The sequence below is a fragment of the Brevibacillus sp. M2.1A genome (assembly GCF_013284355.2).
In the GTDB taxonomy this organism is placed as follows: domain Bacteria; phylum Bacillota; class Bacilli; order Brevibacillales; family Brevibacillaceae; genus Brevibacillus.
On sequence record NZ_JABSUY020000001.1, the window covers coordinates 5,320,019 to 5,343,833 of the forward strand.

20 protein-coding genes are annotated in these 23,815 nt (G+C 49.5%); 1 reads left to right on the forward strand and 19 read right to left on the reverse strand.

The window, feature by feature from the left end:
• Positions 1-8 precede the first annotated feature (8 nt).
• From HP567_RS25320 to HP567_RS25340, 5 genes are all read right to left on the reverse strand, one after another.
• Positions 9-374 (reverse strand): DUF1963 domain-containing protein, encoded by a 366-nt coding sequence (locus HP567_RS25320; protein WP_173612033.1) that lies wholly within the window; start codon positions 372-374, stop codon positions 9-11.
• A gap of 136 nt (positions 375-510) precedes the next feature.
• Complete coding sequence (locus tag HP567_RS25325) at positions 511-861, reverse strand: DUF6463 family protein (RefSeq protein WP_173612034.1); 351 nt, start codon at positions 859-861, stop codon at positions 511-513.
• A gap of 25 nt (positions 862-886) precedes the next feature.
• Positions 887-1,081: a hypothetical protein gene (locus HP567_RS25330; RefSeq protein ID WP_173612035.1), complete on the reverse strand. Its 195-nt coding sequence runs from the start codon at positions 1,079-1,081 to the stop codon at positions 887-889.
• Positions 1,078-2,262, reverse strand: coding sequence for an ArsA family ATPase (locus HP567_RS25335; protein WP_173612036.1), 1,185 nt, complete (start codon positions 2,260-2,262; stop codon positions 1,078-1,080). The genes HP567_RS25330 and HP567_RS25335 overlap by 4 nt, the downstream gene beginning before the upstream one ends.
• Before the next feature lie 76 nt (positions 2,263-2,338).
• Positions 2,339-2,815, reverse strand: coding sequence for a MarR family winged helix-turn-helix transcriptional regulator (locus HP567_RS25340; protein WP_173612037.1), 477 nt, complete (start codon positions 2,813-2,815; stop codon positions 2,339-2,341).
• A gap of 146 nt (positions 2,816-2,961) precedes the next feature.
• Between HP567_RS25340 and HP567_RS25345 the strand changes: the two genes are divergently transcribed.
• A complete protein-coding gene (locus HP567_RS25345) occupies positions 2,962-3,150 on the forward strand; it encodes a small acid-soluble spore protein H (RefSeq protein WP_173612038.1) in 189 nt (62 codons plus the stop codon).
• An 83-nt stretch (positions 3,151-3,233) separates the two neighbouring features.
• Here HP567_RS25345 and HP567_RS25350 read toward each other — a convergent pair whose 3' ends face one another.
• The 14 genes from HP567_RS25350 to HP567_RS25415 all read right to left on the reverse strand — a co-directional run bounded on the left by HP567_RS25350 (position 3,234) and on the right by HP567_RS25415 (position 23,810).
• The gene (locus HP567_RS25350; RefSeq protein ID WP_173612039.1) at positions 3,234-5,417 is read right to left on the reverse strand and encodes a glycosyltransferase; all 2,184 of its coding nucleotides are present in this window, start codon (positions 5,415-5,417) and stop codon (positions 3,234-3,236) included.
• A 4-nt stretch (positions 5,418-5,421) separates the two neighbouring features.
• Entirely contained in the window at positions 5,422-6,129 is a 708-nt protein-coding gene (locus HP567_RS25355) for a glycosyltransferase family 2 protein (RefSeq protein ID WP_173612040.1), read from the reverse strand.
• A 45-nt stretch (positions 6,130-6,174) separates the two neighbouring features.
• The gene (locus HP567_RS25360) at positions 6,175-7,653 is read right to left on the reverse strand and encodes a glycosyltransferase family 2 protein (RefSeq protein WP_229088144.1); all 1,479 of its coding nucleotides are present in this window, start codon (positions 7,651-7,653) and stop codon (positions 6,175-6,177) included.
• A 29-nt stretch (positions 7,654-7,682) separates the two neighbouring features.
• Complete coding sequence (locus tag HP567_RS25365; RefSeq protein WP_173612041.1) at positions 7,683-7,880, reverse strand: hypothetical protein; 198 nt, start codon at positions 7,878-7,880, stop codon at positions 7,683-7,685.
• A gap of 14 nt (positions 7,881-7,894) precedes the next feature.
• A complete protein-coding gene (locus tag HP567_RS25370) occupies positions 7,895-8,269 on the reverse strand; it encodes a DUF2642 domain-containing protein (RefSeq protein ID WP_173612042.1) in 375 nt (124 codons plus the stop codon).
• 223 nt (positions 8,270-8,492) lie between these two features.
• On the reverse strand, positions 8,493-9,482 hold the full coding sequence (locus tag HP567_RS25375; protein ID WP_173612071.1) for an aromatic acid exporter family protein: 990 nt from the start codon (positions 9,480-9,482) through the stop codon (positions 8,493-8,495).
• 139 nt (positions 9,483-9,621) lie between these two features.
• The gene (locus HP567_RS25380) at positions 9,622-11,220 is read right to left on the reverse strand and encodes a YcdB/YcdC domain-containing protein (RefSeq protein ID WP_173612072.1); all 1,599 of its coding nucleotides are present in this window, start codon (positions 11,218-11,220) and stop codon (positions 9,622-9,624) included.
• A 178-nt stretch (positions 11,221-11,398) separates the two neighbouring features.
• A complete protein-coding gene (gene hemQ, locus HP567_RS25385) occupies positions 11,399-12,151 on the reverse strand; it encodes a hydrogen peroxide-dependent heme synthase (RefSeq protein WP_173612043.1) in 753 nt (250 codons plus the stop codon).
• Positions 12,152-12,271: 120 nt separating this feature from the next.
• Complete coding sequence (nagB, locus tag HP567_RS25390) at positions 12,272-13,036, reverse strand: glucosamine-6-phosphate deaminase (RefSeq protein WP_173612044.1); 765 nt, start codon at positions 13,034-13,036, stop codon at positions 12,272-12,274.
• Positions 13,037-13,071: 35 nt separating this feature from the next.
• Positions 13,072-13,965 (reverse strand): MurR/RpiR family transcriptional regulator, encoded by an 894-nt coding sequence (locus HP567_RS25395; RefSeq protein WP_173612045.1) that lies wholly within the window; start codon positions 13,963-13,965, stop codon positions 13,072-13,074.
• 122 nt (positions 13,966-14,087) lie between these two features.
• The gene (locus HP567_RS25400) at positions 14,088-20,642 is read right to left on the reverse strand and encodes a carboxypeptidase regulatory-like domain-containing protein (protein ID WP_173612046.1); all 6,555 of its coding nucleotides are present in this window, start codon (positions 20,640-20,642) and stop codon (positions 14,088-14,090) included.
• Between the two features lie 162 nt (positions 20,643-20,804).
• Entirely contained in the window at positions 20,805-21,170 is a 366-nt protein-coding gene (locus HP567_RS25405) for a YisL family protein (protein ID WP_007715853.1), read from the reverse strand.
• 153 nt (positions 21,171-21,323) lie between these two features.
• Positions 21,324-22,328, reverse strand: a complete 1,005-nt coding sequence (locus HP567_RS25410) for a proline racemase family protein (protein ID WP_173612047.1) — start codon at positions 22,326-22,328, stop codon at positions 21,324-21,326.
• Between the two features lie 42 nt (positions 22,329-22,370).
• Complete coding sequence (locus HP567_RS25415; protein WP_173612048.1) at positions 22,371-23,810, reverse strand: aldehyde dehydrogenase family protein; 1,440 nt, start codon at positions 23,808-23,810, stop codon at positions 22,371-22,373.
• Positions 23,811-23,815 lie beyond the last annotated feature (5 nt).

Consider the following 23,815-nt stretch of genomic DNA (forward strand, 5'->3'; position numbering starts at 1 on the left):
TCTTTCTTTTATAAACAATCCCATGTATACGAAGCCTTTGAAAAATCCAGACGAAGCAGATCCTCCCTGCGAACGAAGAAGTTGCCCACTCCGCTATCTCCCCACGAGACATAGTAGTCGTAGTTGTCGCCTTCCATATCCAGTTGAAGGAGCAGCTCCCATCCATCCTGATTCACATACTCCTGGGTAAAGTAGGGATATCCTCCGATCCGTGACCCGCTTGCATCGGCGAGGTCCCAATATTTTGAGTAGGCCACTTCATCCTCGTCGGTAGGAAGCTGAAAATTCACCGCCTGTGGATCTCGATGAGGGACGTACTGCGACTCTAGTTTTCCTGTCAGCTTGTATGGCCCACCTAGTACCGGACTGTACACATCAGGATCCTCTGGTGTAAAGGGGGGTTATTTGCATCTAAGAAGTTCAAGGAAGATCACCTCGGATATTGAACCATATGGAAAATGGTTACATTCATTTTATCTGAACCATCTACCTATCCGCAAATTTCTTACATCACTTGCGCAGCAGGATGCCAGCCTGTGGTATACCAAGCCAGAAGCCAGAGGTAGGCATGGCAATTACCCCGACCACACATATCCCGAGTAACGTCCACCCAAAGGCAGCTGGCGTCTCCATTCCCTTCTTTTTCATCAGCCAATCCGCCATATATCCGAGCAACATCAACAAAAAGCCAAACATCAGAAACCAGAAAGCAGCACCCTCTTCTTTCCCTACCGCATTCCAAAAGCCGTTTACGACGATCTGCTGAAGCGGCTCCGCGTATAAAAAGAAACCAACAACCGTATGCAGCAGTCCTGTAATGATTAGAGTGAAACCCATTTGGCGCTTGATCCCACTTACCATGTCAATTCTCTCCTCTCAAGTTGGCCTATTCCTTAGAAATGTTGATTTTATGAGCTCTCGGACGGTCTTGTTCATCCTGTAACACATCAATCATGCTGTCGATCACTGATCGCGATGCGAGTAGCCATTCTTGCCAGGCATTTTTCACATGGCGCTCTGTTCCGTACTGTTCCATGTTCGTAAGAATCGTCAGCACCCGATTCAATCCTTTACCTCTCAATGCTGAGCAGCCCCTTCCCTTGCGCTAAAACGAATGATCAGCCGATCTTCCGCATATTTCGCTCCTGTAACCCGTCGTCCCATTAATACGCGTGGCAAGATGACTTTTCGTTTGTAGGCACCTGCATTTACGGTCAATTCATCCCCTGTTTGCGTTAAATCCAAGGCTGCTTTATCCACAAAAGGAATCATCAGCTCCAAATGCAGCTCGCCGTCCACTTCTCGAATCAGTTCCGTTCTGCCCTGATAAAGCCTGGCCGATGGGTCTTCTGTTCCAAAAACGATATCTGCCAATTCTTCTAAAACAGGAAGCCCAATCACTTCTTTTGGCATCATCGGTGCTTTCAAAATCGGCAGCGGCTGAAAGTTTTCCACGATTTCGTTCTCATACTTTCGTTGCAGCTCTCGCCAGTGGGCAAAAAAGCCTTCTCCTGCTTCGTCCGGAAGCACCCGATTCACGATGATGGCATCCGTATTGAACCCGAACAGATTCAAGTACGTGAACGATCGCTTTGCTTCCGCAAGCACCATTTTCTCCGGGTTTACTACGATCCTCACTGATGTAATCTCCGGGTCCAAAACAATGTGTTGCATTTCCTCCAGCCCTCGAGCGAGCTGCTCGACACTGTCTAGTACATCATCAGAAGGAAGCTCTACTTTGTTGACGATCTTGGCCACTGGGCGAACCAGTTTGATTAGCTTGCGCTCGGTCGGAAAAATTTTCTCCAGCCACCAATTCAATACATTCGGATAACTAAGCAGGCGCAGTGTTTCCCCGGTTGGGGCACAATCCACTACCAGGACGTCGAACTTCCCGCTCATAGCGTGTTCCTTGATCTGTAGTAAACTGAACATTTCCTCCATGCCAGGAAAAACGAGCATCTCTTCCGTTGTAATATCAGTCAGCTGTGCTTTGTCGAGCAGTGTTGTCAGCCATCCCTGAACGGCTCCCCAGTTGCGCTCGGTTTCCCGCAAGCTGTTTACTTCCTGGCCCCATAAATTTTCACTGATTGGTACGGGATCTGGACCGATCACAGTCCCCAATGAATCTGCCAAACTGTGTGCGGCATCCGTACTGAGTACGAGTGTCCTCTTTCCCTGCTTTGCCAGCTTCACAGCCGTTGCTGCTGCAACACTCGTCTTCCCAACCCCACCTTTACCGGTGTAAATGACGATTCTCATCTCGACTCTCTCCTTCACGATCCATTTAATACGATTTCGTAGTAATTAGACAAAAAAAGAAGCAGGCTCGATCAGACTATTCCTCAATGTTGATCTTGATGGAACGAACCTTTGTTTCACGAGGCTTGACAGGTCCTCCGTCCTGAAATACCTTGGCGGCTTTGAGTAAAAGGGTAGTGAATTGCTCCATTTCTTCCGGCGTAAATGCCTCTTGAAGCCTTCCCAGCATCGTCAGCATCATTTGCTCCGATTCTTTGGCGAGCTGTTTGCCTGGTTGTGTTAGCGTGACGAGCTTCACCCGTTGATCCTCTACAGAGGTAGCCCTCGCGATGTATCCCTTGCGTTCAAGCCGTTTCGCGATGCTAGTCATCGAACTAAGCGGCGCCCCCATCTCCGCAGCCAGCTCTGACATCGTCAAGTCTCCGCGGAAAAGCAGGATGAGGAGGGTCGACAAATCAGAGCGAGTCAGTTTTTCTTCCAGCTGCATCGTATCGGACATAAAGGCGAACGGACGTAAACCGGTTTTCAGAAAGAGGTCGTATAGTTGATGCATACCGGCGACTCCTTTTAGTACGATTTCGTAGTAATTTCTATCTTCAATTTATTACATATTTTAGGGAATGTCAACAGGCGTAAAAAGTATACCATGCTGGGCTGACGTACATATTAAAACTGTTACAAATGACAGGAGGAATCAAAATGAATATACAGCGCGCGAAAGAAATCGCCGCTTCGCCCGTTATGGCGAATGTTACCTGCGACGGAATACCTGTATACATCCAGCATATCGATGATGACAACGACATGGCGAGGATTTACCCGCTCAACCAGCCGGATCAGGAGATGAGTGTTCCTGTAGCCAGCTTGCGGGAGCATAGTGAGTACTGATTTTTGTCACGACAACGATGGAGGGGACCTGTAGCGAATATGCAGGTCCCCTCGTCTTTTTCTTTTTCATTGTACAAATGGCCTTACAGCAAGCCTTGGATGAACGGCAGCTCCAAATTCTCGATCATTTTTTTCTGACTCGCCGCCAATTTTGCTGCGATCTGCTCCTTGCGTGCGATTGCCTCCCAGGTGCAGGAAAGAATTCGTTCACCTAATTGCGGCTCGCCTGTTGACACGATGAGCTCTGGGAGATCCAGTGAATAAGCGAAGTCAATGCCCTTAATGCGGTACGCCAAACAAACGAACGGAACACCCGCAGCGGCACTCAACACATTCGCATGCAACTTAAAGTTGATCGTCGCCTGAAAGCCTTTCATCAGTTGCAGCATTCGTTTATGATCGTGCAGCTCCAGGTCGAGGATTGTATGAGCTGGATCGTCGATTTTTTTGTACAGTCTTTTAATGGCTTCCCGATCCGGTCCCCACATGGTGAGCAAGTGGATATCGTAGCCTGCCTTGATCAGCTTCTTGGCTGCATGTACAAGCCCATCCTCTACTGCGGTCTCGTTTTTCCCATAAATCCGGTTATAGGACGTACCCCAGTTGATGCCAATCGTGGATCGCTTGCTTTTATCTACCACTGTTGGCAATGATGCGGGGAGAAGCAGCATCCCCGGGTCTCCGCTAATCGCTGCCCTTTCTCCCACTCCCGCTTGCTGGAGGTATTGGAGTGTAAGTGGTCCGCGTACACCAAAAAACGTGGCGTGCTCAGCGATTTTTTGCAGCATGTGGCTCATTTTATCTTGGCCAGTAATCAGCTTGTTCGTCAATCTGCCGGAAGAATCCAGCTCGACTTGATCTTGCGAATCAAATCCGCTTCCCCAGACCCATAGATTTTTTTTCTGTTCAACAGCACGATAAGCTACATCCACATACCCCGGGATGAGAAGCGATCCTCCCCCCAAAACGACGGTGTCATATGGGCTTAAATCCTTCAGATCAACCCCGGGCAGGGAAGGTATTACCTTGTATTGTGTAGGGTCGAGGTATTTGCATGACAAATCGTAAAAGGCATGCCACATCAGCTCATCGCCCAAATTGTTGAAACCTAACCAGCCAACGTACAAAATTTTTTTCATGCTTGCCGCCCCCCCTCCATTCTTTATTTGTGCATAAACGGTAAGCAAGGAGGCACATTTTTGCGTGATATGAAAATGGTTTTGAATCCACGCTCTTCCTTTACCTCCTATTTCCTTCAATTGACTCCGGTCGCTACATGCTTGACGCAAAGCACTATCAATCAACGAAGGAGACGGCTTCTGCACGGAGGAATGGTCACCGAAGTAACAGTCCCAAGCCAACTCGTAAGACGAAGGTTCGACCAAACCGACGTAGCCATGATTACCGATTGCAAGCACAGGCTTTCCACACGCCATCGCTTCGAGTGCGACCCTCCCTGTTCCAATCACCAAATCACTGATTTCGTAATACGGCCGGACATCTGTTTGCTCCCCCACAATGTGAATATAGGGCTCCCCTGCGGCTTTATTCAGAGCTTTGGCCAACTCATGAACATGAATGGCCTGGGCACCTGAACCCACCACCACGATATGCAGGTTGGGGATTTCACTCCGCAGTGTTTTGGTTGCCCGCAACACCATGTTGCACACCGTCGCTTTTTGCCAAGCCAACCGGCTCACGTACGTAACCACCATGGCATTAGGCGGCAATGACGGCACATCAGCCTTACTTGCAGAGCCAGACTGAAACTCTTCCACATCAACCCCATTGGAAATGAGTGTGGTTTTTACCCCTCGCCTTTGCCAGAATAGTTGGACAGGCTTACTCACACTGATAACAGCGGAGCAGAGCTGGGCTACTTTTATCGCCTCATCCTTTGGATAGTACGTTCCATGCAAGGTGAACACGACAGGAATGCCAAGCTCATTGGCTGCCGTAGCAGCAAGAAAACCTGATGGCGTCTGGTGCACATGGACGATGGTAATACGATGCTTCTTCATACATGCACGGTAACACTCGATCAGATGCTGTCTGCGTGCCTGGAGCGGCTCACGTGCGGATTCTATTGGTTCTATCAAAAAGCCTGCATCAACAAATTCTTGGTAAAAAGGGCCATTGCCACCTGCATAAAACAGTTGCACGCCTTTTTTCCTCAATGCTTTACCCATGCTAAGAACATATGTCTCCGTTCCGCCTGTCCTCAAACTGTCCAGCACCATCAATATCCGATCATTACTGCTAGTCAACTTTTTACCCTCCCTTCTTCCGATAATAGTGGGCCGAACGCTGCTCAGCGTGGGTGCGGTAATAATACAATGCTTCTGCTATATTGTTCACGCCTGCTCTCGCATTCAAAGCTTTGGCGATAAATTCGTAGTCTTCTGCACCCTCAATCCGGCGTGTCGGGCCACCAATCTGGTCAAACAATCGCCCTCGAAACATGCAGGTTCCGTGACAGACGCAGTGTCCCCCGTTTCCGTATACTTTGCGAATGTCATCGCCGTACTTGATCCATCCAGCAAGCTGCTTATTTTCCGGCTGATCGGACGAAAACGCGTAGTAATTCGTACCGACCAAATCGACCTGGGGATGATTTTTCAAGTATTCAACCTGCCGCGAAAGACGCAGGATATGGGAGAAATCATCCGAGTCCTGAATCGCGATGAACTCGCCTCTGCTCAGGTAATGCCCGACGTTGATGGCACCCGAAAAGCCAATATTGCGAGGGAGCTCATGAATCAGCACCTGATTCTCTCTTGGAAAAAAACTTTTACTCTCTTCCAGCCATTCTCTGGCCACTTCTACGGAATGATCTGTCGATGCATCATCGATCAGGACAATCTCCCAATTCTCATAGGTTTGCTGGAGGATGCTGTCCAAGCATTCACGTATATAAGCAGCCCTATTGAAATTTGTAATGACAACACTTACCAGACCTTCTATTCTCTCTCTTGCCACTTTCATTTCCTCCTTCCAGTCTTCTTGTTTCCAAATCGCATCACGTCACCGCTCTTTTGCCAGAAACTGCAAGGCTTCCACGTGGTCACCCGCAATCTGTTCGACGGCAGGGGGCATTCCAGAGCTGGCGAAGTGTTTTTCTGGCCGGAGTCGGTTGGAGGTGAAGCTGTTCACCTGATGAACCAATTCCATCTTTACACCTGCTTGTGCGTATGCTGCTTGGGCTTTTGGCGGGCAGAGCAGTATGGACCACCCGAGCGGAGCAACTGCTTCCCTTCGTAAGGCAAAGGGGACGGTCACCATAGACCCGATCCCCAAATCCTTACGATTTAAAGCCAAGTTGAGAGCTTGGCGACAAGCCACAAAGACATTGTCTGCGCAAGGTTGATTCAGAAATACAGAAACGTCATTTAGGGCCACATCCACGCCGCACTCGCATGCGAGAACAAATGGATACAGATCATGGGCGGTTATAATCGTATCCGCATCGACAAACAACAGGATGTCGCCTTTCGACAGACTTGCTCCAATTGCCCGTCCTGTATCTACACCCAATGCATAGGGGAACTCTACGGTCGTCGCTCCGCATTCACGGGCAAGCTGTGCCGTTTGATCAATCGAGCCATTGACGACCACGATAATTTCAACAGGCTCCAGCCGAAGAACTTCACGGATCACTTGCTGGATCGTCGCTGCCTCGTTTAGGGCTGGAATGATCACCGATACCGTCTTCCCACCGTAAAGAGTTGTTCGTCGCAAGGGCCATTTGCCTACCTGCATCACAGGCATACCCCAGTTTTTACCGCCCACATTCTCTGCTACATCTCTTCGCCGACCTCCATCGGACAGTCCGCCGCGAAAAGGAAGACGCGAGACGAGATCAAGCTGTTCGGCAATCACCAGCTTTTCATACAAAGAGAGCTCTTTGAGCAACGAACCGTGAAGCTGTGGCAAAAACATCCGTTCTTCCGTCCCTGTTCCCATGGTTTGCGCGGTAATGGACAGCCCGCTCATGACCGCCCGCTTGTGCGCTTCGGCAGGCTGTGCCAACTGTTCCACTCCGATTTTGGAAAGTGCCTCTCTGGTTATTGCGTGAGGTGTGTCAAGCAAGGAAGCTTCGCGCAGATCAGCGCGACCGAAGAGGTTATTTACCAGCAGGGAAAAACTGTGGATGGGCCTTGGTTTTGTCATCCTCCTGTGTCGCAGATCATGCTGGGGCAAAACGACCTGTGCATTGCCATATAAAATCGGGAACAAGAAGCGCTGCAATCCAGACAGCATTTCGATTTGTTCTTCGCCGAGAAAAAGCAGGACACTCCCTTTTGCATGCTTGGCAGCCTCTCTCCGCCATGAGAATAGATTCTCGACTGCCTCTGCAAGAACGACGCGCACACCTGCTTCATGTTCCAGTGCCCTTTTCGAAATCACGATGATCTCCAGAGGTGCAAGCTGTTTACATACCGCAATCAGCTTTGGCAAATGAGCTGTCCCATGCACGGCAGGAATTAGAATGGATAGGGGCACTAGGCCCCTTCTCCCTTGCTGCTCTGCCATTAGAGAACGCGCACATACGTGATGCGATCGAGTTGAAATACCACTGTTTGGCCACCGCCATAGCCGGGCTCACTTGCTGCAAGCACGGTTAATGTCGAATTGGTCACGCCGAGCAACTCACCGGTAGTCACGTCCAATCCGGTTATGACTTGTACACTATCGCCTATAAACGTTCTCAATTTCTGAACATAGTTCATTTGTCTTCTCCTCCTTACACCTCATGAACATAATTAATTTGCGTGAAACGAATCAGCACACGTGTACCGCTTGACTCTATGATTTCAGCATAGTCCCGGCCAACCTCGTTCAGGACCCCTGTGACACTTCCTGCATCTGTTCCCAGCTCGACGGTTTCATGCAAATAGCGCAGCAGCACTTTACGAAAAGAATCTTGTCGCAAATCACTGTGGTTTTCTTGCAGAAACGCGGCGAATTCTTCTGCGTACAGCTCTTTGCGAAGCGAACAGCGAATAGCTTCTTCCTTATCTTTTTCGACTTCTTCGTCTCTTTGGTCTTTTCCCCAAACGAGACGTCGCAGCCCTTGAAAATACTCTTTCAACTCTTTTGCATTCACAATTATTTTCATCTGGTCACTCTCATCTCCTTGATCCTACTCTTTTGATTTTTTTTTCGCCGCTTGTACACGGTATACAAGTAAGTTCAAAAACGTACTAGGACAACTGTGTAATTTTTTGGTTTTAATGAAAAGTTCACAGGGTTTTTACCGAAAAACAAAAAAAGACTGCGAAAAGTATTCGCAGCCTTCCTTCTGTATTCTACAACTCTTTCATTGTTACGTACTGTTCTGTCTAACTCTTTGCCACCTGTGCCTTTTCGTCCCTGTTCTTGCCTAGCTCATGCTTGATGAACAAATAGCTCTCAATTTCCCGAAGGAGGTAGAACAGCGAGGCACGTGTCTCAAATTCCTCTCGCGTTCGCGGCAAATCTGCTGCCTTGATCTCCTCTTGCATCACGCGCAGTTGGTCGATAAAGCGGTAGGCGGTATTGCCCGGATGTACCGAGTCGCTGATTCGCTCAAGAAAATCTGCGATCCGATGGCTCTCCGCCACCTGATTGTCCAAGGAAGAGACGATCGGCATCATGCGTTCCAGTAGCTCGAACTGCTTTTGCCGCATCACAAAATACTCGTAGTACGAATCGTTACGACGGCCCAATCGATTGCCAACATCTCGTGAAGCCAAACGAATCGCCGTTTCCAATACACCATTTGTTTCGATCAATTCTTTCCCGTCCCACTCACTTTCCCCGTGACGCAAGTAGTAGCAGAACTCCCGCAAGATTTTGCTGAACAGCTTCTCCACCTTTACTTGCATCCCTTTTAGCTCTTTATCCAGGCTCGGCATGTACAGATTGACCAGTAGGGCTACACCCACACCGATGACGAGCAAAGCGACCTCATTTAGCAATAGCATCCCGTCGATTCTCTTTGAAGAATACAGATGCATAAGCACAACCATGCTGTTGACGAAGCCTTCCTGAATGCCAAAACGTACCGCGAGCGGCAAGAAAAGCAAAATGAAAAGGAGAATGGCAATCGGCGTATAGCCCATAAGGGAAAACAGGCAGACACCGATTCCCAGACCCAATAAACTGGCCAGAATCCGATTCCACGCTGTCTGAAACGATTGCTTGACTGTTACCTGAATACACAAGATCGTAATGATCCCCGCTGAAGAAGCAAACATCAAGCCTAGCTGCTGGGCGATCAGAATCGAGATAGCCGTTCCAATGGCTGTTTTTAACGTACGATAACCAATTTTAAACTTGAGAAAGCCCAGTCTTGTTCCCCTCCGCTGTCAAAAATGCTTTCCTGTTTACTTTAACAAAAAGTGTCCGCGAACCAAAGACAAGGTTTCATAAATTTTTGCAGGAATGTCGGCGCGGGTATTTATGCGGTCTGGCTTGTTACCCACTGGGCTACTGCTTCCGTTCCTTGGTAAAACTGTGCCACTTGCCATCTGCTGTGACGAGCCCTTTCTCTCCCACATAACGGTAGACGAGGAGGGGTTGTTCGAGCATTTTCATTCGTCCATTACTCCCTCTTACTTTTGGCTGAAAGTAAGTGAGCATGAGCTTTTTATTCTCTTTCACGACTTTTTTCGCCGTACTCAGATCGTTACCATCTTCATTTTTTTGGGGAAGAGATGAATCCCCCGCATGATTAGACAGATGGTTATACAGATCCACTACTTCCCCTGTCTCAGCGTCAACATTGACTTCAAAGATCGCACCATCTACCGGTAAGCCGTTTATCAGATAGCCGAATTCGACCTCATACGGTTCATCATTTTCCCAGATTTGTTTGATCTTTTCCTCACTTGGAGCATTGTCGACTGCGTAAATGATCCCTAACTGATCGGAGTAGAATGTTTGTACGAGTTTTCGTGCACTCTCTTGTGCTTGTTCCCAGGTAATACCCTTTTCTACTTTCTTGCTCTCTTCCCTGAACCTGTTTTTTTGATTCAAGTTGTATTGGACTAAATAGCCACTGGCGTTAATCCCTATTTTCACAGTATCTGACTTTTTGCCATCCCCTGGTTGGGAGGTAAACTCGAAAAACCAAACCTTATCATTCGCTCCTGAGCCAGATTCAATAATCCTGTTATTCAAAAGGTATGTACCAGGGAGCTTTTTGAGCTGTTGCTCTGCTATTTTTTGCGCCTCGTCTTTCGTAATGAGCTTTCTTTCTGCGGTGGATGGAGGAACGGTTTTCCCTAACGGCTGTATCTTCCTTTCATGGGCAACCTGTCCGTATGAATCGAGCATCTTTCCTGTGATGGCATCGACATACTGCGGGTCGTTACTCTGGAATTCATACACGAGCTGGTATCGTTCAGTTTCCTTATGAGAGACGGACGCCATATCCTTGTCTAAAAATGTTGGAAATGCCCCTTCATCCCATTTCCTCTCAGCTTCCACTATCTTTATGACTTTCGAAGCATCTGGAAGTTTCCCCTCGGACCAGCGCCGCTCAAAATAGGTCACCTCCCCATCATTGCCCACTATCAGTCGAAACCCATTCTCCAGAAAAGGAATCCCGTTTTCGATACGAGTAAAATTTACATCTATTCCCTGTTTATCACGCGTATAGAAAATCTCCGAATCAGGATATTCATTGGGCTTGGATAAACGGCTCCGTTCTTCTTCTGTCGCTACCTGCTTAAGAAATTGAGTAGCCACTTGAAACGCTTGATCTTCCGTAAGCTTCTGTTGATTTGCTTCCAAGTTCTGTTCTTCCTCAAGATACTCGTATTTCCATATTTGCCCTGAGGTTGCATCCTGTTGCACACCTAAACTTCCACCATTCTCTTTATTCCAGCTGGTATACCATATTGATTTTCCCCATAACATTTCAATGCCGTCTACAAATTCGGCATCTCTCAACTTATACTCACCCAGCATCGCCAACTGCTTCTGGGCAAGCGCGATTGCCTCTTTCTCCGAAAGTGTCTTCTCGGCAGCATATACGACTGGCGTCAGAATTCCTCCCCCTACTGGAGCAAATACAGTTGTCATCAAAAGGGTAGATGACACTCCTAGTGAAAGTCTCCACGATGAAGTACGTTTTAACACAAATCAACCTCTCCTCTCCAATTCAAAACAACCTTATTTTACCATTTTTGAATAGCAAAGGCTGAAATAAAAAAATCCGCCAATGCGACGATCTCGCACAGCGGATTTTTGGTCATGTTGTTTATACTTCCAGCTTTTTCGCCAGTGTTTCTACGTTCAATACGTTTCCTACAAGGAAGTTACCGAATTCACCGAAGCGCGCACTCACCTCGTCAAAGCGCATTTCGTAGACGATATGCTTGAATTCCAGCGGATCGTTGGCAAACAGGGTAACGCCCCACTCCCAATCGTCGAAACCAACGGAGCCACCGATGATTTGCTTCACGCGACCAGCGTAGGAGCGACCGATCAAGCCGTGGGAGCGCATCATTTCTTGGCGCTCCTGCATGGAGAGCATGTACCAGTTGTCTTGCAGATCACGCTTTTTGTTCATTGGATAGAAGCAAATGTGCTCCCATTTTGGCAGGATCGGATAGAGGCGGTCGCGCACATGCGGGTTCGCTTTTGGATCTTCGCCTGGGTTATGTACATAGTTGCTCAGCTCTACTACGGATACATACGAATAAGGAGCTTCTGTATAAGCAGCAAAGCGGGTTTTATTGAACGCTGTTTTGATCTCATCGAGTTCTTGCATAGTTGGACGCAGGAACATGAACACGAGGTCTGCTTTGTGTCCGAGGATGGAGTACATAGCCGTGCTTCCTTGGTTCTCGCCCTCATTCGCTTCCCATGTGCGGATCAATGTATTCAGCTCGTCCAACGCTTCTTGGCGTTCTGCTGCGGACGCTGCTTTCCACTTTTCCCAATTGATGGTGCGGAAATTATGATACGTATACCAACCTTCTAATGTAAGCAACGCTTCGTTTGCGCTCATTAAAATCAGCTCCTTTGAAAAATCTGGTGACCTTCTTGCAACATTCCCAGTATAGCATAAGGGACAAGTGCGTATTCGGAACAGATTGGTGAACAAGCAAAATGAAAACCAAGCGGTGCATTAGCTGCCGCTTGGTTTGGTTCCTGCCAGTACGGAGGTGGTCAGCTTGCTCGCTGCTTCCTGATCTACAATAACGGTTACATCTCTATGCAATTGCAATAAGGAGGCTGGGACATCTGCCGTAGGCTCTTCTTCTAGCATCAATCGCACTGCCTCTGCCTTTGCCTCTCCACTTGCGAGAAGTACGACTTTTTTAGCGCCAAGAATCGTCTTGATCCCCATAGAAACGGCCTGAGTCGGCACCTGATCCACACTATCAAAATAGCGGGCATTTGCTTCGATAGTGCTGTCAGTGAGCTGGACGACGCGTGTCAATGAGTCGGCAGGGGAGCCAGGCTCGTTGAAGCCAATATGGCCGTTGTTGCCGATCCCCAGCACCTGGATGTCGATCCCACCTGCCAAACGAATCGCTTCCTCATAGCGTGCACACTCTGCCAAATGATCTGGCGTATTCCCAACTGGCACATGTGTATTCTCCGCAGGAATGTTGATGTGATTGAACAAGTTTTCTTGCATATACGAGCGATAGCTTTGCGGATGAGTCGAGGAAAGTCCGACGTATTCATCCAGATTAAAGCTGCTCGCTTGCGAAAAATCGATGCTCTGTGCTTGCGACAGCTTGATGAGCTCACGGTACATACCTACTGGCGTGCCTCCGGTTGCAAGACCAAAGACGGTTTTCGGATTTGCTTTTACTTCGCTCACGAGTATTTCAGCAGCTTTTCTGCTGAGCTCCGCGTAATCTTTCACGATCACGAGCTTCATTTCCAACCACTCCTATTCCATATAAGGTAAACCACTTAATATTTTCTCTCCAGGACAGCCTTCGCTGTTCTTTCTTTATATAAAAGGGCCTTTTCCTTGTTGCGCATCGTGATTGTCGTACAAATGACATCCAGTACATGCAACTGTGCAATTTTGGCTGCGAGAGAGCCTCCCTGCAATGGACCTTCTTGCGCTGCGGTCAATAGCGTAATGTCCGCTACATTCGTAATCGGCGAGCGTCGATAGTGCGTCAGGCAAATGCAAGTTGCGCCTGCCTGCTTGGCGACTTTCAATGAATCGATCGTGTCTTTCGTACTGCCTGATACAGACAAACCGATCGCAACATCCCCCGGTCCCAGAGTAGCCGCAGCCATCGCTTGCAGATGCGATTCATTAAAAGCGTCCACGCGAAGCCCGATCCGCAAGAATGTGTACTTGGCATCCTGGGCTGTTACCGCTGACGTACCTACCCCGTAAAAATGGATCGTGTTTGCTTTTTGCAAAAGGTCTACACAACGCTCCAGTTGTTCGATCTGAAACAGGGACGAGGTATCCCCGATCGCCTGTTGATTGGCTGCGGTTACTTTGTGCGTGATGATGTCCAGAGAATCGTCTTCTCCTACTTCGCCATGCAAGTTTTTGACTGGATTGACTAATTCCTGTGCCAATGCCAGCTTGAACTCCTGATAGCCATGGAAGCCTATTTTCCTGCAAAATCGCAAAACGGTCGTCTCGCCCACTCCTGCCTTTTCGGCAAGGTCAATCACCGATGAATAAATCACGCTGTCTGTCTGCTGTAAGACGATATGGGCAACCTTTTGCTCCGATTTCGTAAAGGAGGGAAGGAGACTCTGAATATGCAAAAGCGTATTTGTCTTCGTGATGGTAGCTGTCAATGGATGGGCCAGCTCCTCCTGCTGTTTCACCATATGGCTCGCTCCCCCTTGTTGTTTTTCCCCAAAACAAAATAGCTGTATTTCTACAGCCATTATATCAAAAAAGGAGTTATCCGCCATATTTTTATTTTTTAGTGGAGCGATTCTCCAGAACATCAAAATGGGGTAAACAAGATGGTCGGACATGTTGCGACTCGAAAAGATCCACTCATAGCTGCTGGAACCAGAACTAGGTCGAGCGTCACGATTTCCCCTGCACCTAGCGTCGCTGTCCCTCTCGCTTCTCCACTCCCCAACGCATTAGCTACAACCAAGTAGGTGCCAGGGGCAAGACCAGTCACCTTGTACCTCCCGAAGCTGTCTGTTTGGACGACCACAGTCGTTCTGTTTGGTTGATTTACCGTTTGCACATATACGGTCGCTCCTGCAACTGGCAAGCCTGTTAAACCAGATCGAACCGTTCCTTGTATCGTACCCGTTTGAGAAAGGCGGATGATGATAAAGGTTGTTTGGTTCGGCAAAACGACTGCTTCTTCCTGACCGGTACCAATGCCCGGGATGGTCCCGATAACGGTATACGTCCCCGGCGCCACATTGACAAAATGGAATGTGCCATCCGGCTCAGCTAGGATATTTTGCAGGCGAATCTGGTTTGAATGAAATAACGACAATTGAATATTGTTTCCGCTGGCTTGACTTCCGTCTGGCAAGAGGACAATCCCGGATATCGTTCCAACGAATGGCAATAGCTCGACTGTCGTTACGGTCGTCTGCCCGCCTGCGACCGTAACTGTGCTGTAATGTGTACCGAAGCCATCTGCACTTGCTATGACATTGTAAACTCCGGCTGTCAAGCCATTCACCTGGAATTGCCCGCTCTGATTTGTTACGGTGTTGGCAATAAATTGGCCATTGGCAAACAGTTGCACGTTAACAGCCGCTCCCGTGATCGGGAGTCCCGTCAACTGATTGGTCACCTGTCCCATGATGTTGCCTGGAAGAGGAGACATCGTGAGAATGACTCCGCTTATTGTCTGTCCAGTCGGCACTGTTATGCTTTGTGTTGCTGTTGCGTAGCTATCTTCACTTGCGCTAATCAAATAGGTCCCAGGCGGAAGGTTACCAACAGAGAAATTGCCCGAGTCATCCGTAATTGCACTTCCGAACAATGTTCCATGTGAATCCTTCACCTGTACCAATGCATTGGGAACAACGCCTCCGCCAGCAGCCTGTACCTGACCTGTTACAGTAGCTGGGAAGGGGGGAAGCCCCACATCAATCGTAGTCGTCTGCCCGGAAAAGATCGTCGCACCAACAGGCTGGGTGGTGTAGTTTTGAGCGCTTATCGCAAGTGTATAGGTTAACGGAGCCAAGCCGTCGATTTTAAACTGGCCGAGACCGTCCGTAACGGTACGAGATAACAAGTTGTTTGTACCAGGGAAAAAGATCAATACTTCCGCTCCTACCAGCGGCGTACCATCAAGTGCATCCCTGACAGTGCCCTGCAAAATACCAGGATTCGGGTCCAGTGGGATATTGACTGTAGCTGTTCCCCCGGGAGCTACATCAAAGGAGACACTCTCCCTCTGATAGCTTTCGTTCCTTGCCAAAATCGTGTAATTGCCAGCCACAAATCCATCAATGAAGTATATCCCTTGAGCGTCTGTCTGGGTAGAAAAGAGAATCGTGTTATTGTTGCCCAGCAAGCGGACAAGTGTATTCGGCAAAGGTGTGCTGAGAAGGGCGTCACTAATTTCGCCTGTGACGTTCGCAGGCAGATTCTGCAAAGAAAAATCAAGGCCGGTAGTCGCCCCCAATCCGACCATAGCTGTTGAAGCCTCAGCAGCGAATCCCGTAGCACTTGCGATCAGTGTATAGCTCCCAGGAGACAGTCCACTCACCATATACTGACCCTGCGCATTCGTCAGGACAATAGCCAGTATCGTTCCAGACGGACTTCCTTGTCGTACAGTAATGACCGCACCGGCAATCGGCCAGGCCGAACCTTCCTCTCGCACTGTACCAGCTATCCCACCGGGCAACTCGTTTAACGCAAAGCTTAATACAGACACCACCCCTGATTGTATCAGTGCGCCAGCTACATCACTTGCATATCCAGTTGCATTGACATTGACGGTGTATCCTCCAGGAGCCAGCCTATCAAGCGAAAAGTTACCATTTGCATCTGTCAGTACGGAGCCCACAGCGGCACGAGTACTGTCGTAGACGATAACTGTTGCGCCAATGATCGGCAAGCCCGTCTCCAGATCAGTCACAACACCGGATAAAATGCCGGGATTGGGAACTAATGCCTGCTGATAGTTGGTGGTAATGCCCCCTTGCAAAATAACCGCCTGCGAAACGGATACAAAATTCGACGCAGAAACAGTTACATTTACGACACCCGGCGGAAGCTTCTCTGCCAAAAAATTGCCTTGATCGTCTGTCAATAATTGAGCAAGCACAACTCCTTGGCCATCCGTAATGAGTACGGTGCTTCCCGGAATCCCGAATCCCGACATCTGATTCGTCACCACACCCGAGATAGCCGCAGGCAAGTCAGGTAATGTGACGGTCGTTGAAGTTGCGGTATTGGCCGTCACGATCACGCCGATACTTCCTAAGGCATAGCCAGGCGCTGACGCGATCACGGTGTAAACGCCGGGAGCGACACTCCCAATGAAAAATACACCCGATTCATTCGCGAGCAGGCTCTGTTTGACGGCTTGATTGCTGTCCAACAGCTTGACGTTGATTTCGCTACCCGTTACAGGTGCCCCCAAGCTGTTTATGACGCTTCCCACAATGGACCCAGGCATTGGCAAGAGCGCCACACTAGCCCCCGTCGTTTCTCCACTGACTACATTGGCCCCTACTGATTGATCAGCATAGCTAGGCGCACTTACCGTGACGGTATAAGCACCAGGCAGCAGATGTTGAATGAAATAGCTGCCCGTCTGGTCGGTACTTGCTGTAGCCACTACATTTCCGTTACTTATGGACCGTATCAGTACAACGGCGCCTGCAATGAATACCGCGGGATTCGTCGCGTCCGTCACCTGTCCACTAACCCCGCCTGCATTTGCCTCAAGAGTGAAGTCTACTCCGGTCTTATTTTCACCGGGTCCAAGTGTAACACCAACCGAGCCTGTAACATATTCAGGGGCACTTGCCACCACGACAAATGATCCGGAAGGCAGGTTGCCAATTGTATAGGCTCCGTTTGAATCTGTATAACCAAAGCCTATTGTCGTCTCATTCAAATCCAGCATACGGACAACGGCATTGACAATCGGCTGCATACCCGTGTCTTGCACAGTTCCAGATATACTGGCCGGATTCGGGGTAAGCGTAAATGAAGCGCTAACCGTCTGCCCAGGCTGTACAATCGCCCCAACAGATTGAACAGCGTAGCCTGGGGCCGTAGCTATAAGGATATAAGAGCCTGGTGCGACTCCTAAAAATGAAAATGCCCCATTCCCATCTGCGACGACAGTACCGACCAACAGGTTATTGATATCAAACAATTGAATGGTGGCTCCCGGTACGACAGGTGCTACTGTACCATTAATAAAACCGATATCCTGATTGAGCTGGAGCTGGACAGGAGTAGTGGTATTTGCGTGCACAATGGCTCCGACATGATTGGACTGAAAGCCATCCGCTGATGCACGGATAACGTATTGACCTTGAGCCAAGCCCGTAATAACAAAGCTTCCTTGACTATCGCTGTATACCGAATGCACGATGGAGCCATTGAAATCGAGTGCATTTACTTGGGCACCGGCAATCGGCTGTAACGTCCCTGAAGCGAGCACCTGCCCTTGGACCTCACCCGGACTCGCAAACAATGATAAGTTGACAGTCGTATTCGTATTCGCTAGTACAGTGGCGGAAGCACTGTTCGTTTCATAATTGGCAGCACGGGCGGTAATGGTGTAAACGCCCGGTGCAAGCCCTGTGATCTCGTAACCGCCAGAAAGATCGCTGCTGGCATGGGCGACGATTGCCCCCGCTTGGTTCAACACACTAACTTCTATCGAAGCACCTGTGATCGGAAGACCCGAGGTAGCATCAAAAATAGAACCTGAAATACTTCCCGGCAAGTCTGCCAGCCGTACATTCACCGTTGTTGTCGTTAATGAGGCGACGATTGCCCCTGTGATCACTGTCGTTTGATTCAGAGCAGATACGATGACGACGTACGCCTGCGGTAGCAGATTAGGTACCACATACTGTCCGTTCCCATCAGTCAATACAGTAGCGACAACAGCACCTGCTGCCGTATTTTCCCTAATAATGACAGTGGCCCCCTGAATCGGCTGATTGCCGCTGTCGACTACCTGTCCTGCGATTGATCCCGGAGAAGCTTGCAGGACGAAGGTAAGGGACGATATTTCCTGAGGCTGTACAGTTGCCCCCAACACAACAGTGGAATAACCAGAAGCAGAAGCGGTTACGGTATACGTGCCTGGGGCCAAGTGTGGAAAGGAAAAGGTACCAGCGCTATCGGTAATGGTCTGCGCCACAGGAACAATTCCCTTCATAACAATGACAGTGGCATTGCCCAGCGGATTACTCCCTGTGTCCGAGACAGTCCCATTCAGTACCCCTGCCAGTTTTTCCAATTGGAGGTCAACCGGTGTAGTTACTCCAACATTGATCCCGATCCCAACTGTTTTCCCCGCATACCCCTCTGCAGAAGCCGTAAGGACATAGTTTTCTGGACCAAGCAAGGATAAAGTGTAGTCTCCATTCGCGTCGGTTAATGTCTCTCCTACAGCAATCCCCGAGCGAGTTACCACCTTGATGCTGGCATTTGGGATTTCCTCACCCGTTTGCGCATCGGAAATGGTTCCACTTACCGTTCCAAATGCAGTCGTCAAAGAAAAATTAAGAACCTTGGCATCGCCCGCTTGCAGACTGATTCCAGCTAATTGTGTGGAAAAACCCGCGGCACTGACACGGATTTGATAAATACCTCCTGCGAGCTTGGTCAGCAGATACGTGCCAGCTCCATCTGTAGTCGTTTCCGTCAGCGTAATTCCTGTCTGGTTCAGCACTTCCACCAATGCCCCGGCAATCGGTATACCGCCAGGACCTGTTACAAGTCCGGAGAGCTGGGCAACGGATGTTTGGAGCGCTACATTTTGTGTAGTCGTCTGGGCTCGAATAACATTGATTGCAACGGTTGCTGGTTGGAATGTATCCGCACTGACTGCCAGGGTGTAGGCACCCGGCACGACATTCGTAAACTGATAGGTCCCCCCGCCCCCAGTCACTGCCTGGTTTACTGTCACACCTGTCGTATTTATTAGCTTTACCACTGCTCCTACGATGGGGGCCAAACCGGTATCTGTTACCGTCCCGTTCACCTGACCCGGACTCGGAGGAAGCAAAATGTCCGCTCTTGTGGTCTGCCCTGCCAAAACGCTCACGAATTGGATTTTGGGATCATAAGTCGGCGCGGTCACCGACACAGAATACAGACCAGGAGCCAATCCGGTAAACGAATAGGCACCATCTGTGTCTGTTGTCGTTGTTCCGATTAGGACAGGAATCGAATCATACAGCGCGACCTGCGCACCTGCAACAGGCAAGTTCGTGGATTGGTCAAGCACCACCCCAGCAACACTACCAGCCAAGTTAACCGTGATGACGATATTATCCTGGACAGGGGAAAGCGTCCCGCCAGAAAAGCTGTCTACACCCGTGACTGTCGCTGTGTTTAACCGCCGTGTTCCGCCGGGAGAGACCGCGAAAACTCCACTAACCGTAAATGACAAGCTGGCAGTAGAACCAGCAGCCAAATTGCCGATCGTCCAGCTGAGCACCTTCGTAAGGGAATTGTAGATCACAGAGCCGATACTTGTTGCGTTTACCGTAAAAGCCGTTACCTGATCCAGCTCGATCAAATCGTTGACAACAACTGTCGTTGCCTGGCTCTTCCCGGTATTGGTGACAGTGATCGATCCTGTCCATTGCGATAGTTGTCCTGTGGTAACGACGGCTGGTCCTGCTGTTACTTGCTTGTCGATGGCAAGGCTGGCCCGAACGTCTCCTGTCGCCACCGTAGTCGTATTGCTCAAGGAATTTTCAAAGCTAAAGCCTTCACTGATTCGCAGAGAATCTTTGTTGTAATTGTTGTCATTTGCAGAAGTAAAAGGGAGGAAGCGAACGGAAGTAAGGGAGGTAACACCGATCGTTGAAAAAAAAGTAGCTGCCGGCATGACGAGATCGATGAAGTAATCGGGATTGCCGCTAAAATTTGAGCCATCATTCGTTAAGCGCACACGAGCCGTGTCAAAATTGATAATCGGCGCTTGCCAGTTGGGTGCTCCACTGCCGTTTGTGCCCTCTGCCGGATCATTCCATGAGTTGACTTCTATGACCGTGTTTTGAATCAGGGCAATGCGATTGCGCAAGCCTTGCACGCCCAGCATCCACTGATATGTGCCTGTCACCCCGTTTGTATTGATCAGGTAACCCCAGGCAAAGTTTTGAAAGCCTGTTTTTTGCGAATTTCTTGGATCTTCATTGACTCGCATCCGAAAGTAGAGATACGTTCCATCGTACGCCAAAAAGGCAACGGGAAACGTAGCGTTTCCTACCATGTCAGCAGAGCCAGGACTTTCATCGTTTGGGACGTCTGCGAATGGACTTCCCCCGAGCATAAACGGGATGAATTGACTGTCAGAAGGATAGGCCATTTTTCTTCCTCACCTCTCCCCTCTAACATATGTACACAGAGTGATATGGCCCCAGCCCTCCCTTTGCTAATTGCCTTGTCCGTGCCCGTCCAAACAAAAAAAGGGCTTTCGCCCGCAGATATTTCTTGCGAGGAAACCCTCTTCCTTCCCGTATTGCCTATCTTACATAAATACGCGATAGCCAAGCAGAATAACCAGCACCAAAACGACAATACAGCCGATAAAGAAGCCGATGCTGCCTTCTTGTCTCTTTGCTTTGCCCAGGGACATTTCCATCAAACCAAAGGCGATAACCGCGATGATGCCCTTCACGTAGTAATAGAAATCTGTTGCGTGACCCACGAAAAGCATCCAAGCTCCGGATACAAGAATGATGACCATCATGAGTCTGAGCAGCATATGTACGATCTTGCCTGCTTTTGCTTTGCCCACGCGATACAGGATGTAGGCAACGATCAAGAGCACGAATGCGACTTCCCAGCTACCCACATGCGCTTCAATTAACGCTTTGTACGGCAAAAAATTCAACCCCTTTACTCCTAAATTCAATCTCGTCCATTATACCAGAAGAAGGGAAAAAATGCTGATGTCCCAATGCGTGGCAGTATTGTGACCAGGCTTTTTGAGGGATGAAAAAGAGGCTGCCCGTGATCGGCAACCTCCTTTTTCTCGCAAACGATCCTATCGCAGTAAAAATCCGTCTTTCAGTGGGTCGGTAGGGTCAACGACAAATTGATGCAGACCTGTGATAAACGCCTTTCCTTCTATGCTCGGGATGACAGCCGGATAACTCCCCACCTGCGTGGTTGCTACCACCTTGCCGATAAACTGGCTTCCGACAATTCCTTCATGGACAAACGATTCTCCAAGAGCCAGCTTGCCTCGTGCATGCAAGGTGGCTACGCGAGCCGCAGTACCTGTACCGCATGGGGAGCGATCGATCTGCTTGTCGGCGAAAATCGTCACGTTGCGCAGGTCTGATCCTTCCACTCTCGGCTTATCCGAGATAATCACCCCGTAAATTCCTTTGAGCTCAGGCTCCAACGGATGAACGACCTCCATTTTCGCCTCGATTTGTTCCTTGATTCGTCTGCCCCACTCTTGCAGCTCTGCCAATTGTTCAATATCCACCTGAACCCCGAGATCATCCGCTTGTACTACTGCATAGAATGCTCCGCCAAAAGAAATGTCCACAGAAAAAGTACGTCCTCCCCACTCAATAGAAACGTCCTGTGCCAAAACAAAGGAGGGGACATTTTCAAACGAGACGGAATGAACCAGCGATTCTTTCACAGTGGCGTGTGCAATGATTCTTCCTGCCGGACTGTCAATCACAATACGCTCTGTTGAATCTTTTCGCCGAAGTATTCCAGTCTCAATGGCGGCCGTCACTACTGCAATGATTCCATGCCCGCACATTGTACTGTAGCCCTCGTTATGCATGAACAGCACTCCAAATGCCGCATCCGGGCTGACGGGCTCTGTCATGACACACCCGTACATACCATGATGCCCGCGCGGTTCATACATGAGTACCCGCCGGATATGATCCAGCTCCTCCCGAAAGTATCGTCGCTTCTCCAGAATCGTCTTGCCCGCGAGCGGTGGGATGCCGCCTGTTATGATGCGCAGCGGCTCCCCTCCGGTATGGGCCTCGATCGTCGTAAACAACTGATTGATGTGCATGACATCCTCACCTTTTTATGCGATTGGCAATTATTTGATGGATCACCACGCGTATTTGATCGCGCATGTTTTCGTCGTACTGTAGAAATCAAGCGCCGCCTGACCCTGCTCCCGTGTATGTGAGCTGGACAGCTTCATGCCGCCAAATGGAGCCTGGTATTCTACACCTGCCGTCTCCTGATTGACCCGAACCATCCCCGCCTGCGCCACATCCAAGAAGCGGTGGGCACTCGCCAAATCTCGGGTGAACAGCGAAGCGCTCAGTCCGTACACGGACTGGTTGCACAGCTGCACTGCCTCGTCAAAACTGTCTGCTGTCAAAAGCACAGCCAATGGTCCGAACACTTCCTCCTGAACGAGGCGATGATCGGCAGCGACACCCTCGACAATTTGGGGACGGATGTAATAGCCTTGCTCCTCTTTTGCATATGAGGGGCTTTGGGCAATGACTGACGCTTCCTCATTCGCCAAGGCGATGTATTGCCCAACCGTCTCAAACTGTGCAGCCGAGGCAACAGGACCCAAATACGCTTCCAGATCACTGGCATCTCCTACCCGGCATGTCTCCATAGCTGATTTCAATCGCTCGACCAGTGGCTGATAGATCGCCTTCTCTACAATGATCCTGCTAGTTGCCGTACATTTTTGACCAGCCGATCGAAACGCGCCACTGAGCAAAATCGGAACAGTTTTATCCAGATCAGCATCAGCCAAAACGACTGCCGCATTTTTTCCGCCCATTTCGGTTTGATATTTCATATTGCGACCCGCGCATGCGATAGCAATCTGTCTGCCTGTTTCCGATGAGCCAGTAAAGCTGACTGCATCGACTTCGGCTTCATTCGTGAGTGTATTTCCGATCTCTCGGCCCTTGCCAATCACCAGATTCAGCACACCCGCAGGCAGCTTCGTTTCCGCAAATATTTCAGCCAGTCGTGTCCCCGTGAGCGAGCCATTTTCTGCTGGCTTCCAGATGACTGTATTCCCGCAAATGAGTGCAGGGGCGATTTTCCAGATGGGGATCGCAACAGGAAAGTTCCATGGTGTGATGACCGCCACGACTCCGAGTGGGACACGACGGCTGTATTGCAGAACATTCGTATCTGAAGAAGGAATCAGGTTGCCGTTGGAACGCATCCCCTCTCCAGCATAATAGCGCAACAGACTGACCCCGCGCGCCACTTCTCCGCGCATCTCGCCAAGCTGCTTGCCCATTTCCCGGCTTGCCAGCTGTGCCAAGCTATCTGCATTTGCTTCTAATGTGGCAGCCATTTGAAAAAGGATTTCGCCACGAGCCGCCCCCGTTTGTTTTGCCCAACCGATCTGTGCCGCACGAGCTGCCTGTTCAGCGGCAAAAACATGTGACCGATCAGACAGATGCAGAACGCCGACTTCTTCTGTGATACGCGACGGGTTTTTGACCGTTAGTTCCTTCCCTGACGGCGTCATCCATTCGCCGCCAATCCAGTTTTTGCTGTGCATCCTGC

What these genes read in the sequence shown, in the direction of transcription:
- HP567_RS25340 (WP_173612037.1), bottom strand. Translation starts at nt 2,815, where the DNA reads ATGCATCAACTATACGACCTCTTTCTGAAAACCGGTTTACGTCCGTTC.
- HP567_RS25415 (WP_173612048.1), bottom strand. Translation starts at nt 23,810, where the DNA reads ATGCACAGCAAAAACTGGATTGGCGGCGAATGGATGACGCCGTCAGGG.
- hemQ (WP_173612043.1), bottom strand. Translation starts at nt 12,151, where the DNA reads ATGAGCGCAAACGAAGCGTTGCTTACATTAGAAGGTTGGTATACGTAT.
- HP567_RS25325 (WP_173612034.1), bottom strand. Translation starts at nt 861, where the DNA reads ATGGTAAGTGGGATCAAGCGCCAAATGGGTTTCACTCTAATCATTACA.
- HP567_RS25345 (WP_173612038.1), top strand. Translation starts at nt 2,962, where the DNA reads ATGAATATACAGCGCGCGAAAGAAATCGCCGCTTCGCCCGTTATGGCG.
- HP567_RS25400 (WP_173612046.1), bottom strand. Translation starts at nt 20,642, where the DNA reads ATGGCCTATCCTTCTGACAGTCAATTCATCCCGTTTATGCTCGGGGGA.
- HP567_RS25335 (WP_173612036.1), bottom strand. Translation starts at nt 2,262, where the DNA reads ATGAGAATCGTCATTTACACCGGTAAAGGTGGGGTTGGGAAGACGAGT.
- HP567_RS25370 (WP_173612042.1), bottom strand. Translation starts at nt 8,269, where the DNA reads ATGAAAATAATTGTGAATGCAAAAGAGTTGAAAGAGTATTTTCAAGGG.
- nagB (WP_173612044.1), bottom strand. Translation starts at nt 13,036, where the DNA reads ATGAAGCTCGTGATCGTGAAAGATTACGCGGAGCTCAGCAGAAAAGCT.
- HP567_RS25380 (WP_173612072.1), bottom strand. Translation starts at nt 11,220, where the DNA reads ATGACAACTGTATTTGCTCCAGTAGGGGGAGGAATTCTGACGCCAGTC.
- HP567_RS25365 (WP_173612041.1), bottom strand. Translation starts at nt 7,880, where the DNA reads ATGAACTATGTTCAGAAATTGAGAACGTTTATAGGCGATAGTGTACAA.
- HP567_RS25410 (WP_173612047.1), bottom strand. Translation starts at nt 22,328, where the DNA reads ATGCACATCAATCAGTTGTTTACGACGATCGAGGCCCATACCGGAGGG.
- HP567_RS25395 (WP_173612045.1), bottom strand. Translation starts at nt 13,965, where the DNA reads ATGGTGAAACAGCAGGAGGAGCTGGCCCATCCATTGACAGCTACCATC.